We start from the raw sequence: 14,149 nt of genomic DNA on the forward strand, positions 1-14,149 counted from the left end.
TTTCCTCCCTGGATAAAAAATAAAGAGTCCGCCGAATTCAGCAGACTCTGATCTGCTCATCTCCCGGGGGGATCCCCGGCTGGAATTGGCACCTTACTTAAAAGGTTGCCGGACTTCATCGGGCCAGTTCCCTCCGTCACTCTTGATAAGCCATATTCAATATTGCGTCTAATATTACAATTTAAAGCGTCGTCTGTCAAATATTTTTATAAAATTATAAATTGTTCGACAGACTCATCCGGACCGTCCCCGTACCGCCCGGCGTTATTCTAAAAAGACATCACTTCCAAATGTACTTCAACAGCTTTTGGAACTTCCTGTAATTCGGATAGCGCAGGGGAATGTCAAACAGAGTCGTCTGATGCAGAATGCTTTTCTCGTGGGTGAAAGTATCGAAGGAATAACGCCCGTGATATTTCCCCATACCACTGTGGCCACGGCCTCCAAAAGGCAGATGAGGTGTTGCGAGATGGAACATTGTATCGTTGACCGCACCACCCCCGAAAGGGATATTTTCAATGATGTGGCGCGCTGCACTGCGGTCTTCGGTGAATACGTATAATGCCAGCGGATCCGGCATATCCCTGATGTCGATCATCGCCTTCTCCAAATCATCAAAGCCGAGCACCGGCAGTACCGGTCCAAAGATTTCCTCTTTCATCGCCGGATGGCTGAAGTCTGCATTTTGGATGATCGTCGGTTCGATCATCCGCTTCGATTTATGGCTGCGGCCGCCGTATGCGATATCACCTTCGATATAACCATGGACACGTTTGAAATGCCTGTCATTGATGATCTGCATATAATCTTCCGACTCGAACTCCTTGTTATAGAATTTGTGGGTGTAGTGCTTCAGGTGTTTGACGAGCTGATCCTTGATCCTGTTGTCGGCATATACATAATCCGTGGCGACGCATGTCTGGCCTGCATTCATGAATTTGCCCCAGACGATCCTTTTCGCCGCGAGTTTGAGATTTGCATCCTTCATGACGATGCTCGGCGATTTGCCGCCAAGCTCAAGCGTCACGGGGGTCAAATGCTTCGAGGCGGCTTCCATGACGATTTTACCGACCTGTGAACTGCCGGTATAGAAGATGTAGTCGAATGGAAGGTCCAGCAGCTGCTGGTTCGTCTCTATGCCGCCTTCGATCGTCGTGACATACTTTTCCGGGAAGGCGGAAGCGATGATGCGGGATATGGTGCTTGAAACATTCGGTGTATGTTCAGAAGGCTTCAATATCGCCGTATTGCCGGCACTAAGCGCCCCGACGAGCGGTGCCATTGCAAGGTTGAATGGATAATTCCACGGTGAGATGATGAGTGTGACACCGAAGGGCTCCTTGTATATGGTGGATTTCGCACCGAAATGGGTGACCGGCGTCTTCACATCCACCGGGGCCGCCCAATCCTTCAAGTTTTCGATATGGAAATTAATCTCGCTGTAGATGATGCCGATTTCCGTCAGGAACGCATCACTTTCATTTTTGTTGTAGTCGGCCCTCATTGCAGAGAAGATATCATCCTCATGCAGTTTTATGGCATCTTTCAATTGTTTCAGCGCCTTTATGCGGGTGGGGATGGCAAGTGTATCCTTTGTCTGGAAAAATTGTTTTTGTTTATGGAACACAGATTCATACATAAAAATCACTCCTCACGCATATTGTACCCGATTAAATGGGAAATAATTAAGGTGGAATAGATTGCTTTTTGGATGAAAGGACGTATACTTAAGAGACTTCAAGGATAAGGGTGATGCATATGATCCATGAGCTGAATATATTCGGCGGCAGTCTTACCAGTTACCAGCTTAGCGAAGCATTGGAAATACCCATCGATCAGGTACAGAGCATTTTGGATGGCAGCATGTCGTTGGAGGATTTGTGCCCTGAAATTCTGGAGAAAGTCCATCATTTGGAAGGGGCTTTATTCGGCCGCGTGAAGAAATAGTTGAATGTGTTCAGCATATACTTGCAGTATGTGGATTATATGGTATAATTAATTATTAGTACTCTTCGATACTTATAAGGAAGGTGACTTTTATGAGCACAGAATTAAACCTTTCACTACTCGTGGAAAAATTGACCCCATACCAGATCAGCCAAGCTGTAGGTATCGATATGGAACTTGCGCAGAAATTGGCTGATGAAGAAGTCACACTTGCTGAACTACCCTATGATGTCTATGATAAATTGGAAGAACTGAATAATAAGTTGATGAATTGAGACTTTTAAAGTCTCTTTTTTTTTACATCTTTTGATGTATGGGAATATAATGCGCCTAAATGGTATGATGAATGTAATAAATATTTTGATAAAGGAGCCAGCTTATGAATCTGCTGATCATTTCCGGGAGTCCGTTCCCGGGTTCAAGTGCTGCTTTTCTGGCAGAAGAAATAAAAGCTCAGATTGAACAGCCTGAAAACCATGTTGAAATCATAGATTTGTGTCAATGGGATATCCCGCTTCTCGGATCTCCAGCGACTGAGGACCTTGAAGAATTCAAGACCATCGCAAGGGAAGCAGATGCGATCATCATCGGCACACCGAACTACCATACTTCATTTTCCGGCATCTTGAAAAATGCACTGGACCATCTGTCATTCGATCAGTTCGAAGGCAAGCCGGTCGCATTGTACTGTACGAGCGGCGGCATGCGGAACACCGACCCGCTGGCCCAGCTTCGGATAGTGATGAGGGGGCTGCATGCGCTGGCTGTGCCGACCCAGGTCTGTGCAAGCAGTGCGGATTATCAAAAGAACGAGAAAGGCGAGTATGCCCATCTCAGTGATGAGATGAAGCAGAGGATCGGTAAGATGATCGATTCCCTGATGGACCTCGCAACGATGACGAAAAGTAAGCATCACATTTGATGCTTACTTTTTTGATGTTTAAGTTGTAATATAAGAGTATTCATTTTTTGTAAAGGATAAAGGCCATGTTCAGGGAAGATAAAGATGATTTACCATTATTGATACTCAGTCTGATCATGGGGGTGTTCGTGATCACTTTCATATTTTCAGAAACCGGAGGGAATGACAAAAATCGTTCACCTTACACTTTCGATGAGGCGGTCGCCCTCCAGCTCGACAAAAATACCCAGGATGTGACCATCCAGGACGGCCGGCTGACGGAGGCCGGGGAAGAACAGATCAGGCATTACATGCAGACGGATGAAGAGTATTATCCGCTGCAGCATCTCGACCTCAGACAGAAGGTGGAGGTAGATGCAGGTACTTTGAATGAGATACTGGAGGGCAGGGGCATCCTTGAAGGATACGGGGAAACATACCTCGAAGCCCAGGAGGCTCATGATATCAATGTACTGTATTTAATCAGCCATACACAGATCGAAACCGGTAACGGTGCATCCGAGCTCGCCCGGGGCATAGAAGCGGACGGCACGACATATTATAACTTCTTCGGCATCGGGGCTTTCGACCGGCAGGCGGTGGAAGCGGGATCGAGCTATGCGGCCGAAGAAGACTGGTCATCCCCAGAGCGTGCAATCATGGGCGGTGCGGAGTTCATCAGCCGGAACTACGTGAATAACGGCCAGCATACCCTCTACAAGATGCGTTGGAACCCCCATGAACCGGGCACGAATCAGTATGCGACCGACATCAGCTGGGCGGTCAGTATCGCCGGTATAATGGCATCATACTATGATGATCATGCACTTCAGACCGGTGATTTCAAATTCACGAAATACCGGGAAGAATAATGGACGGCACTATAAAAGCCGGATGCAGAAACCTTATGAAAAGGCTTCTGCATCCGGCTTTTTAAATGGTCCCGCTCTTCCCCTCATTTTAAAAATTCGCGCGCTGCCCGGGTGACATCATCGGCACCGGAAATTGAGGAAATCACTGCGATTCCGTCTGCACCGGACTCAAGGCACGCTTTGTAGTTTGCATGTGTAATGCCGCCGATCGCAACCATCGGCATGCGCCCGATGTCTTCCCGCATCTGCCGGAGTCCCGCCGTGCCTATGGCCGCCCCGGCATCATCTTTCGACCGAGTCGGAAACACGGGGCCGGTGCCGATATAATCGACGTTACTGAGGTCGCTCAGAACGAGCTCCTCCCGACTTCCGACGGAGAGCCCGATGATTTTCCGGTCGAACCACCGGGGCAGATCTGCTGGCTTCATATCATCCTGTCCAATATGGATGCCGTCGGCTTCCACCTCCATCGCGAGATCCACATCATCATTCACAATGAAGGGAACCCCATATTCAGAAGTCAGTGATTTCACCGAAGATGCAAAATCCAAAAGGCTTCTTCCCTCGAGTGCACCGGCTCCTTTTTCACGGAGCTGGAACATCGTGATGCCGCCTGCAAGCGCCTGCCTGATGACATTCAGGCTCGTGCCGGCATCGCCCTGTGCCGAACCGTATATGAAGTAAAGCCTTAAATCCACCTTATTCATGCTGCCTGATGTCCTTTCCTGAAAGCAGTGAGGCATCATTCAAATAGAGGGCATCTATGAAACCTGTCCTGAATGTGGCGGGTCCCGGATTCTGCCCGGCAGCGGACTCGGCGCATAAGTTGTAGTAGCTCACCGCATCGAGGGCGCCGTCGGTGAGCCCGTCACTTCTTGAGATGAAGGCAAGCATGACCGCACCGAGCAGACAGCCCGAGCCGGTGATCCTACCCTGCAGTCCATTTCCGTTATGGAGCGTATACCGGCGTGTGCGTGTGACGAAGGCGTCCGTTTCACCGGTGACCAGCGCCGGTATGTTCAGAGCTTCAAATGCAGCTTCGGCAATTTCGAGTGCATCCCCGGCATCTGTGGAATCCACGCCCCGGGAAGTGCTCTCAAGGCCGGCGAGTGCCATCATTTCACTCTGGTTCCCTTTGATCAGCGTGAACTCATATTTTTCGATCAGTTCATCCACCAGGTTCCTTCTGAAGTCCGAAGCGGCATAGCCGACCGGGTCGAGCACCAGAGGCACATTGTTTTTATTCGCTGCTTCCGCCATTTCAAACATGAGATTTTTCTTATGCGTATCAGCAGTCCCTATATTGATCAGCAGACCGTCCGCCGCCTGCATGAGCCCTGCCGCTTCACTCTTCTCCCCGCTCATGATCGGGGAGGCCCCGAGTGCGAGAAGACCGTTTGCCGTAATGTCTTTTACGACATCGTTCGTGATGCAGACGATGAGCGGCGGATTCCCCCGCAGTTTACTTAAAGTAGTCATATCATTCACTCCCCCTTATATGCGAAATGGTTGACCGGGCCCTGGCCCCGGCCGAGCTCGGGTGTCTTCCGTATTGCTTCCGTTATATACTTTTTACCTGTCCGGAACGCATCTTCAAGTGTCCGGTCCTTTGCGAGTTCCGCGGTGATGACTGCAGAAAAGGTACAGCCCGTGCCATGTGTGTGCCCGGTGTCGATCCGCTCCGATGACAATTTCAGGGAATCATCCTTCTGGAACAGGTAATCGACGGCGTCCCCTTTGAGGTGTCCGCCCTTGATGATGACGCTCTCCACACCGATTTCGTCCATAAAGATCTTCGCGGCTTTCTCTATATCCGCTTCGCTTTCGATGGTGATGCCCGTGAGCTTTTCCGCTTCCGGGATATTCGGTGTCACCGTGGCGGCCAGGGGCAGGAGCGAGTCCCGCAGATAATCGATGGCCCCCTCATCAATCAAGTTGTGCCCCGATGTTGAAATCATGACCGGATCGATGACGAAGGGGATACTGTGTTCATCTGCATACCGCCTGATGACATGCATCATTTCCTCGGTTGCGATCATGCCGCTTTTCATCGCATGCGGCGCTTCATCGGAAAATATGCTTCCGAGCTGTGCGTCCAAAAACCCGGCGGGCACATTAAAGACATCCTGGACCCCGAGCGTATTCTGTGCGGTGAGTGAGGTGACCGCTGACATGCCGTAAACACCGCGGGATTGAAAAGATTTGATGTCCGCGAGGACCCCGGCACCGCCCGAAGGGTCGGTTCCCGCTATCGTCAGCGCAATAGGTAAAGCACTTGCCATAAATGACCATCCTTCCATGTTGCAGAATAAAAAGCCCGCTTCCAGCAATATCAACATTGCAGAAGCAGGCTTAGTAATATAAATAACAGCACACACCAAAAGCGCATCATAGTCTATAGATGTATATATTTGGTCAGCTGTCTGATATTCAAGTACTAAACCACTTCCTTACGCTGGTATTATCCAGATCAAGTCGAAGGGATCAGCACTTTCCGGAAGTTTATTCCCGGATGTGCTATCTCAGCCAATGCACCCCTAGTGGTACTGTTATTTACTTAATTTCATCATAGATGTGCCGGGTGCGTAAGTCAAATGAAGGATCCGGCATTTTGGAAACAATCAGTCTTCGGTGATGCGCCATGGATGGGTGTAAACATTGAACGATTCACCGCGGACGAATCCGACGGCTGTGATGTTCAAGTCATGGGCAAGTCCAATGGCAAGATCGGTCGGCGCAGATTTGCTCAGCACGATGCCCACACCGATTTTTGCGGCTTTGGTCAGTACTTCCGATGAAATCCGGCCGCTGAATACAAGTACTTTGTCCCGGACGGAGATATTATTCTGCACACAGTAGCCGTACAATTTATCGAGGGCGTTATGCCGGCCGATATCACCACGGTGGACCACTGTGCCATCCGGGTCGCCGAGGCTTGCATTATGGATGCCGCCGGTCTCCTTGAAGATCGTGCTCGTCGTCTGCATCTCGATCATCAGCCTGCTGACCTGCTCCGGTGTCAGCGTCGTTTTACTCATCGACACTTTGGCCGTGTCGACATCGTTCTGAAAATAGAACTGGCGGCTCTTCCCGCAGCATGAACCGAGTATCCGCTTCGAATACTGGAAATGGTCTGTCGGTATCGACTTATGCAGTTTGATGTGGCAGAAACCACCCCTGTCATCGAGATTGAAGGATTTTATATCACTGTATGACCTTATGGCGCCTTCGGAAGCAAGGAAGCCGATGATCAGCTCCTCCAGATGGTCGGGGGAACAGACGAGGGTGACGAATTCGATATCATTAATATACACAGTGAGCGGGAATTCTTCAGCCACCATATCGTCTATATTTGAAAATTGTCCGCTTTGATATCTGACAATTTTCCTTTCTGTAGTAATTTCCATAATCTAACCTCTTTAAAAATATTTTCATAAAATATTCACAATTTAAAAATAAACTATTGTTGAAATTGTGGGCAACCTATATAATTCATTATATCAAACATATACATTTTATATGATAAACGTATTTAATGTAAATCTTTAAGCTTATGGGGGAATAGGGAATGGAAGTGAAAAAGAATCGTTGGTTGATAGCGCTTGCAGCCGTAGGTATTCATATCTCGATCGGATCTGTATATGCGTGGAGTGTCTTCACCGGCCCACTCCAGGAATCAATCGGCTGGTCATTGTCTGATGTGTCGTTCACATTCAGTCTGGCCATCTTATTTTTAGGCCTCTCGGCAGCATTCATGGGGCATTTTGTTGAAAAGTACGGTCCGAGGGCATCAGGCTTGGTATCGACATCATTTTTCGCGCTCGGTATGGCGACAGCAGGTTATGCAGTACAGATTGAAAGCTTGTGGATGCTTTATCTGGGCTATGGTGTATTTGGTGGTATCGGACTTGGAATCGGTTACATCACACCTGTCTCGACGCTCGTCAAATGGTTTCCGGACAGAAGGGGTATGGCGACGGGGCTCGCAATCATGGGCTTCGGCTTCGCTGCAATGATCGCATCACCTGCAATGGAATTCCTGATGAATGCATTCAGTATTCCGGCGACATTCTACATACTCGCAATCGTTTATTTCATAGTGATGCTGGCATCGAGCCTGTATCTTGAACGACCGCCTGAAGGTTATGTGCCTGCAGGCATGAAGAATACGGATGATTCACCGAAGGAAGTGAAGCAGGATTATGTCCAGCTCACCGCCAATGAGGCGATCAAGACAAGGCGTTTTTACTTCCTGTGGCTGATGCTGTTCATCAACGTCACCTGCGGCATCGCAATACTGGCGGTGGCGAGCCCGATGGCGCAGGAGATCACGGGCATTTCAGTCGGCGCTGCAGCACTCATCGTCGGCATTATGGGTGTGTTCAATGGTGGCGGCAGGCTGATATGGGCATCCATTTCAGACTATATCGGCAGACCGAACCTGTACACGATCTTCTTCGTCATCCAGATCGGTGTGTTCGCAATACTGCCGGCCGTGACGAATGAATACTTGTTTGCGATATTACTGTTCATCATGATTTCATGTTATGGAGGCGGTTTCGCTGCGATTCCCGCCTACATCGGCGACATCTTCGGGACGAAGCAGCTCGGTGCGATCCACGGTTACATTTTGACCGCATGGGCGGCAGCAGGTCTTGCAGGCCCGCTCATCGTTGCTGAAATATACGAGGCGACGGCAAGTTATACGTTGACGCTGTATATATTCACGGCGATGTTTGTAGCGGCGCTCGTCATTTCACTGCTTATACGCGCTGATATCAAAAAGATCAGGGAAAGTGCCGGTGAGACGGCGGCAAGTCCGCAAAGTGTACAGGATAAGCCGCAGCTGGCTGAGTAAAAAACCTTTTTAAACATATGCATTTTATATGACGACCATATTTGATGTAAATCTTTAGGCTTATGGGGGAAAAGGGTATGGAAGTTAAAAAGAATCGCTGGTTGATAGCGCTTGCAGCTGTGGGAATCCATATATCGATCGGATCTGTATATGCGTGGAGTGTCTTCACCGGCCCGCTTCAGGAATCAATCGGCTGGTCATTGTCCGATGTATCGTTCACATTCAGTCTGGCGATCTTATTTTCAGGGCTCTCGGCAGCATTCATGGGGCATTTTGTTGAGAGGTACGGTCCGCGGATTTCCGGCTTGGTCGCAACATTATTTTTCGCGATTGGCATGGGCATCGGCGGTTATGCTGTACAAGTTGAAAGCCTGTGGCTCTTGTATATCAGTTACGGGGTATTTGGCGGTATCGGACTCGGGGTCGGCTATATCACGCCTGTATCGACACTCATCAAATGGTTTCCGGACAGAAGGGGGATGGCGACGGGTCTTGCAATCATGGGCTTCGGCTTTGCTGCGATGATCGCATCCCCTGCCATGGAATTCCTGATGGGTACACTCAGCATTCCGGCGACGTTTTTTGTGCTTGGAGCCATTTATTTCATAGTGATGCTGGCCTCAAGCCTGTATCTTGAACGGCCGCCTGAAGACTATGTGCCTGAAGGCATGAAGAATGAAGACGACTCACCGAAGGAAGTGAAGCGGGATTATGTGCAGCTCACCGCCAATGAGGCAATCAAGACAAGACGGTTTTACTTCCTGTGGCTGATGTTGTTCATCAACATCACCTGCGGTATCGCAATCCTTGCAGTGGCCAGTCCGATGGCTCAGGAAGTCACCGGTGTGACGGTGGCGGCCGCAGCACTCATCGTCGGTGTCATGGGTGTCTTCAATGGCGCCGGCAGGTTGATATGGGCATCCATTTCAGACTATATCGGCAGGCCGAACCTGTACACGATCTTCTTCGTCATCCAGATCGGTGTGTTCGCAATACTGCCGGCCGTCACGAATGAATACTTGTTCGCGATATTATTATTCATCATGATTTCCTGTTACGGGGGCGGTTTTGCTGCGATTCCCGCCTACATCGGCGACATCTTCGGCACGAGGCAGCTCGGTGCGATCCACGGCTATATTTTGACCGCATGGGCAGCAGCAGGTCTTGCAGGTCCGCTCATCGTGGCTGAGATATACGAGGCGACGGCAAGCTACACATTGACGCTGTATATATTCACGGGGATGTTTGTTGTGGCGCTCATACTTTCACTGCTTATACGTGCTGATATCAGAAAGATCAGGGAAAGTGCCGGCGAAACGACGGGAAGTTCACAAACTCTACAAGATAAACCCCAGCTCGCTGAGTAAATATCCTTTTGAAACATATAAAATTAATGTATAATATATTTATTATGGATAAAAGGAGTGTCATAAATGGGTAAAACTTTACACCCGGGTCCTATTAACAAAACAAAGAGATGGGACACAAGTTTATGGGTCAGCCCTGTACCTTTTGGAATCACAAAAGTCAAACCACGACATATCATAGATTCAGCCAAGATTGCATGGAAGAACAAAGACAACCTGAACTATGCCAAAAATATAATCTTAAAAGGGGTCTGTGACGGATGTGCGCTCGGCGTGGGCGGCCTTCAGGACCAGACTCTGACAGGCCCGCATGTCTGTACAACGCGTTTCAACGTCTTAAGACTGAACACAGCGCCGCCGATCGAACCTAAGATGCTGCACCAGGACATCAACGAACTCAGGAAGCTAAGCTCTTCAGAGCTGCGTGAACTGGGCCGCATACCTTATCCGATGATCCGCCGTAAAGGTGAAAACAGATTCACAAGAATTTCCTGGGATGAGGCAATGGACACCGTTGCGGACAAAATGAAGCAGCTTGATCCGAAGCAGTATGCATTTTACTTAACAAGCCGCGGCATCACGAACGAATCATATTATGTTGCTGCGAAGACGGCGCGTTACCTTGAGACGAACAACATCGACAACGCATCGAGGATTTGTCACTCACCGAGTAAATCAGCATTGAAACGCTCAGTCGGCGTCGGTGCTTCAACTTGTAACTATCAGGATTGGCTCGGTACCGATGTGCTGGTATTCTGGGGAAGTGTGGCTTCAAACGCGAGCCCTGTCTCCACCAAGTACATGATGGAAGCGAAAAAACGCGGTACTAAAATCATCGTGATCAACCCATACAGGGAACCTGCTATGGAAAACTACTGGGTGCCGTCTGTAGTCGAGTCTGCATTATTCGGCACACAGCTTGCAGATGATTTCTACGAAGTGAACATCGGCGGTGATATCGCGCTGATGCACGGTATCATGAAACACTGGTTCGAAATGGAAGCTGAAGTCGAAGGTTCCGCGATCAACCACGAGTTCGTACGTGATCATGTCAACAACTATGAAGAATTGAAAGAAACAGTCGAAAGCCAGTCATGGGATGAAATCATCGAATCTTCAGGCATCACGAAGGAAAGAATTGTCGAGCTCGGCAACCTGCTCGCACAGTCCAAAAATGGTGTAATGGTATGGGCACTTGGCCTCACTATGCACAAACATGCGACAGACAACATTTCACAAGTTGCAAACATCGGCCTCCTGCGCGGATGGCTCGGACGCAAGTACAACGGCCTTATGCCGCTCCGCGGACACTCAAGTGTCCAGGGCTCAGGCGAAATGGGTGCAGACCCGTTCTCATTGCCGGGTGGAGACTATGATGAAATCAACACTGAGAGAATTGAAAAACTTTGGAATTTCGAACTGCCGAAATGGCCTGGGGATTCCGTGGGTGTGACGATCGAAAATGCAATGCTCCCTGAAGACAGCGAGCGAAAGCTGAAACTCTACTACATGTCGGGCGGTAACTTCCTTGAGACGATGCCGGATCCGGACTTTGTAAAGGATGCCCTTGAGAACCTGGACATCCGTGTGCATCAGGATATCATCCTGAACACATCCACACTTCTGGATGCCAAAGAAGCGGTCATCGTACTGCCGGCGAAAACACGCTACGAGCAGGACGGCGGCGGACTGTCGACTTCAACGGAGAGAATGATCTACTTCTCCCCTGAAATCGAAGGGAACCGCAACCGCATTGCCGAAGCACGCAGTGAGTGGAAGATCTACATCGATCTTGCCAAGCGCGTAAAACCTGAAAATGCACATCTGATCGACTTCAAATCCGGACAGGAGATCCGTAATGAGATCGCCAAGGCGAACCCTCAATACGACGGTGTCCAGTACTTGAAGAAGGCAGGCGACGTGTACCAGTACGGCGGAGCATGGTTATGTGAAGGCGGCGTATGTCCGACACCGGACGGCCGTGCCAACCTGATCAGCATGGATATCCCGGACAACAACGCGAAAGCCGGAGAATTCAAACTCCTGATGCGCCGCGGTAAACAGTTCAACTCCATGGTGTACGGCGAGACGGATGCATTCAACCACATGGGCCGCTACGGCGTCCTGATGAGTGAAGCGGATGCACGCAGACAAGGTCTTGAAGAAAACGAAGCGGTCGTACTCTACAACAAGAACGGCGTTTTCCAAGGCTTCGTCCAAATTGCAGACATCAAGGACGGCAACGTCGGTGTCCTCTTCCCTGAAGGGAACTACCTCGTTGAGAAAGGCATCTACGAAAACTTCGTTGAAATGCCTGACTACGTCACTGATGTTAAAGTGGAGAAAGCGGACCACTTCAACGCCAATAAAGACCGTCAGTACTACGAAAAATCGATTCCGGATCTGGAAGACAATCCGAACTAAATATGAATTTTAAGCAAGCCGGCCCCGCGCCGGCTTTTCTTTTTGGAGGAATCTGGAAATATAAGAGTCTGCTCATTCAAGGGCAGATTTTGGAGTAAGTGAGCAGAACTTGCTCTTGTCTGCTCATTCAAGGGCAGATTTTGGAATCAATAAGCAGAAATCCTATTATTCTGCTCATTCGACGACGATTTTCAGGTTGAGTAAGCAGAATTTGCTTTATCCTGCTCATTCAAAGACGATTTTCAAGGGAAATGAGCAGAATGCCGATTGAATTTCCTACTGTTCATGTAGGGCTGTATATGGTAGCATATGTAATTATTCTAAACTTTTTTACAGGAGGGTAAGACGTGGAAAAATCTCAATGGGGTTCTAAAATCGGATTCATACTTGCTGCAGCCGGATCGGCGATCGGTCTCGGTGCTTTGTGGCGCTTTCCCTATATGACTGCAGAGCATGGCGGCGGGGCGTTTCTTCTTATATTTCTATTGTTCACGCTTGTTGTGGGACTGCCGCTGCTTTTATCAGAGTTCGTCATCGGACGGGCAGGAGGGAGGAACCCGATCGAGAGTTTCGAATATCTCGGCGGTAAAAGATGGTACCGGATTTTCGGCTGGAGCGGTAATATAGCGGTCATCCTCCTCCTGTCATTCTACAGTGTCATCGGCGGTTGGATCCTGCTTTATCTTGTGGTGGCATTCTTCAATACGGTCGGTCTGCTGCAGATTGCCGATTACGGGGAGATGTTCGGACGTGTCGTCACGGATCCTCTCTATGTCATTTTGGGGCAGGGCGTATTTATACTGCTTACTGTATTGATCGTCGCCCAGGGCGTCCAGAAAGGTCTGGAACGTGCATCGAAGATCATGATGCCTTTATTGTTCATCCTGTTTCTGATCATCATCATCCGTTCACTCACGCTGCCGGGTGCGATGGAGGGTGTGGAATTTTTCCTGAGGCCGTCGTTTGAGAACATCAACTCCGAAGCGGTGCTGTATGCGCTCGGCCAGTCATTCTTTGCACTCAGCATCGGTGCGACGACGATGATCACCTATGCCTCATACCTTGATAAAACGCACAATCTGACGCAGTCGGCGCTTTACATCGTACTGATGAACGTCGTGATTTCAGTGATGGCGGGCCTTGCGATATTCCCGGCAATCGCTTCATTTGAAATGGAGAACGTGTTCGGTCCGGGTCTGATATTCATCGTGCTGCCGCAGGTCTTCAGCGAGATTGCCCTTGGAAATGTATTCTACATACTGTTTCTGATCGCATTCCTGTTCGCAACGCTCACTTCGGCCATCTCGATGATTGAGATCAATGTAGCCAACGCAATCAAAGGCAACGAAAACAGGCGTAAAACGATGGCTTATGTATTCGGCCTCATCGTCTTCATCATCGGCATCCCTTCCGCGCTGTCCGAAGGTGTGCTGAACGAGGTGCAGTTCTTTGCAGGGACGATTTTCGATAATGTGGACTTCCTCGTCTCCAACATCATGCTTCCGTTCAACGCACTGATTTCATCAGTGTTCGTCGGCTACATCCTGGAATACTCAACGATCAAAAACCAGATCGGTGTCGTTCAGGGCACTGCCATGTACCCCCTTTTCCGGGCATGGATATTCCTGTTGAAGTTCATCCTGCCGGTCATCATCATACTGGTGTTCGCAGCGAACCTCCTGAACTTCTTTTAAACCTACAGGCGTCAACCATTCAAGGTTGACGCTTTTTTTATTGTATTTAGTAAATTCACATTAAAAGTGGTAAAATGAAATTTGAT

At 49.2% G+C, this 14,149-nt stretch carries 13 protein-coding genes and 2 riboswitches; of the genes, 8 read left to right on the top strand and 5 right to left on the bottom strand.

Features of this window, described 5'->3' with window-relative positions; genetic code table 11:
• Positions 1 to 53: 53 nt before the first annotated feature.
• Positions 54 to 152, bottom strand: a riboswitch (SAM riboswitch).
• A 128-nt stretch (positions 153 to 280) separates the two neighbouring features.
• The gene (locus CRN96_RS07550) at positions 281 to 1,639 is read right to left on the bottom strand and encodes an aldehyde dehydrogenase (protein ID WP_097040748.1); all 1,359 of its coding nucleotides are present in this window, start codon (positions 1,637 to 1,639) and stop codon (positions 281 to 283) included.
• 119 nt (positions 1,640 to 1,758) lie between these two features.
• On the opposite strand from CRN96_RS07550, the gene CRN96_RS07555 reads away from it, so the two are divergent.
• The 4 genes from CRN96_RS07555 (at position 1,759) to CRN96_RS07570 (ending at position 3,720) form a co-directional block, all read left to right on the top strand.
• Positions 1,759 to 1,947: a hypothetical protein gene (locus CRN96_RS07555; RefSeq protein ID WP_143544301.1), complete on the top strand. Its 189-nt coding sequence runs from the start codon at positions 1,759 to 1,761 to the stop codon at positions 1,945 to 1,947.
• A gap of 92 nt (positions 1,948 to 2,039) precedes the next feature.
• Complete coding sequence (locus tag CRN96_RS07560) at positions 2,040 to 2,222, top strand: hypothetical protein (protein WP_097040752.1); 183 nt, start codon at positions 2,040 to 2,042, stop codon at positions 2,220 to 2,222.
• A gap of 104 nt (positions 2,223 to 2,326) precedes the next feature.
• Positions 2,327 to 2,869 carry an NADPH-dependent FMN reductase gene (locus CRN96_RS07565; protein WP_097040754.1) on the top strand — a complete coding sequence of 181 codons (543 nt, stop codon included), beginning with the start codon at positions 2,327 to 2,329 and terminating at the stop codon, positions 2,867 to 2,869.
• A gap of 65 nt (positions 2,870 to 2,934) precedes the next feature.
• Complete coding sequence (locus tag CRN96_RS07570) at positions 2,935 to 3,720, top strand: N-acetylglucosaminidase (RefSeq protein WP_097040756.1); 786 nt, start codon at positions 2,935 to 2,937, stop codon at positions 3,718 to 3,720.
• 83 nt (positions 3,721 to 3,803) lie between these two features.
• On the opposite strand, the gene thiE is transcribed toward CRN96_RS07570, so the two are convergent.
• The 4 genes from thiE to fdhD form a co-directional block, all read right to left on the bottom strand.
• Positions 3,804 to 4,427 (bottom strand): thiamine phosphate synthase, encoded by a 624-nt coding sequence (gene thiE / locus CRN96_RS07575; protein WP_097040757.1) that lies wholly within the window; start codon positions 4,425 to 4,427, stop codon positions 3,804 to 3,806.
• Positions 4,420 to 5,199, bottom strand: a complete 780-nt coding sequence (gene thiM / locus CRN96_RS07580) for a hydroxyethylthiazole kinase (protein ID WP_097040759.1) — start codon at positions 5,197 to 5,199, stop codon at positions 4,420 to 4,422. The genes thiE and thiM overlap by 8 nt, the downstream gene beginning before the upstream one ends.
• A 5-nt stretch (positions 5,200 to 5,204) precedes the next feature.
• A complete protein-coding gene (thiD, locus tag CRN96_RS07585; protein ID WP_097040761.1) occupies positions 5,205 to 6,002 on the bottom strand; it encodes a bifunctional hydroxymethylpyrimidine kinase/phosphomethylpyrimidine kinase in 798 nt (265 codons plus the stop codon).
• 148 nt (positions 6,003 to 6,150) lie between these two features.
• Positions 6,151 to 6,269: riboswitch (TPP riboswitch) on the bottom strand.
• Between the two features lie 72 nt (positions 6,270 to 6,341).
• On the bottom strand, positions 6,342 to 7,127 hold the full coding sequence (gene fdhD, locus CRN96_RS07590) for a formate dehydrogenase accessory sulfurtransferase FdhD (protein ID WP_097040763.1): 786 nt from the start codon (positions 7,125 to 7,127) through the stop codon (positions 6,342 to 6,344).
• 161 nt (positions 7,128 to 7,288) lie between these two features.
• On the opposite strand from fdhD, the gene CRN96_RS07595 reads away from it, so the two are divergent.
• The 4 genes from CRN96_RS07595 to CRN96_RS07610 all read left to right on the top strand — a co-directional run bounded on the left by CRN96_RS07595 (position 7,289) and on the right by CRN96_RS07610 (position 14,063).
• Entirely contained in the window at positions 7,289 to 8,578 is a 1,290-nt protein-coding gene (locus tag CRN96_RS07595) for an L-lactate MFS transporter (protein ID WP_097040765.1), read from the top strand.
• A gap of 77 nt (positions 8,579 to 8,655) precedes the next feature.
• Positions 8,656 to 9,945, top strand: coding sequence for an L-lactate MFS transporter (locus CRN96_RS07600; RefSeq protein WP_097040767.1), 1,290 nt, complete (start codon positions 8,656 to 8,658; stop codon positions 9,943 to 9,945).
• Positions 9,946 to 10,011: 66 nt separating this feature from the next.
• A complete protein-coding gene (locus CRN96_RS07605; protein ID WP_097040770.1) occupies positions 10,012 to 12,369 on the top strand; it encodes an FdhF/YdeP family oxidoreductase in 2,358 nt (785 codons plus the stop codon).
• A gap of 347 nt (positions 12,370 to 12,716) precedes the next feature.
• On the top strand, positions 12,717 to 14,063 hold the full coding sequence (locus CRN96_RS07610) for a sodium-dependent transporter (RefSeq protein WP_097040772.1): 1,347 nt from the start codon (positions 12,717 to 12,719) through the stop codon (positions 14,061 to 14,063).
• Positions 14,064 to 14,149 lie beyond the last annotated feature (86 nt).

Origin of the sequence: Salinicoccus kekensis (assembly GCF_900220995.1) — a bacterium.
Classification (GTDB): Bacteria; Bacillota; Bacilli; order Staphylococcales; family Salinicoccaceae; genus Lacicoccus; species Lacicoccus kekensis.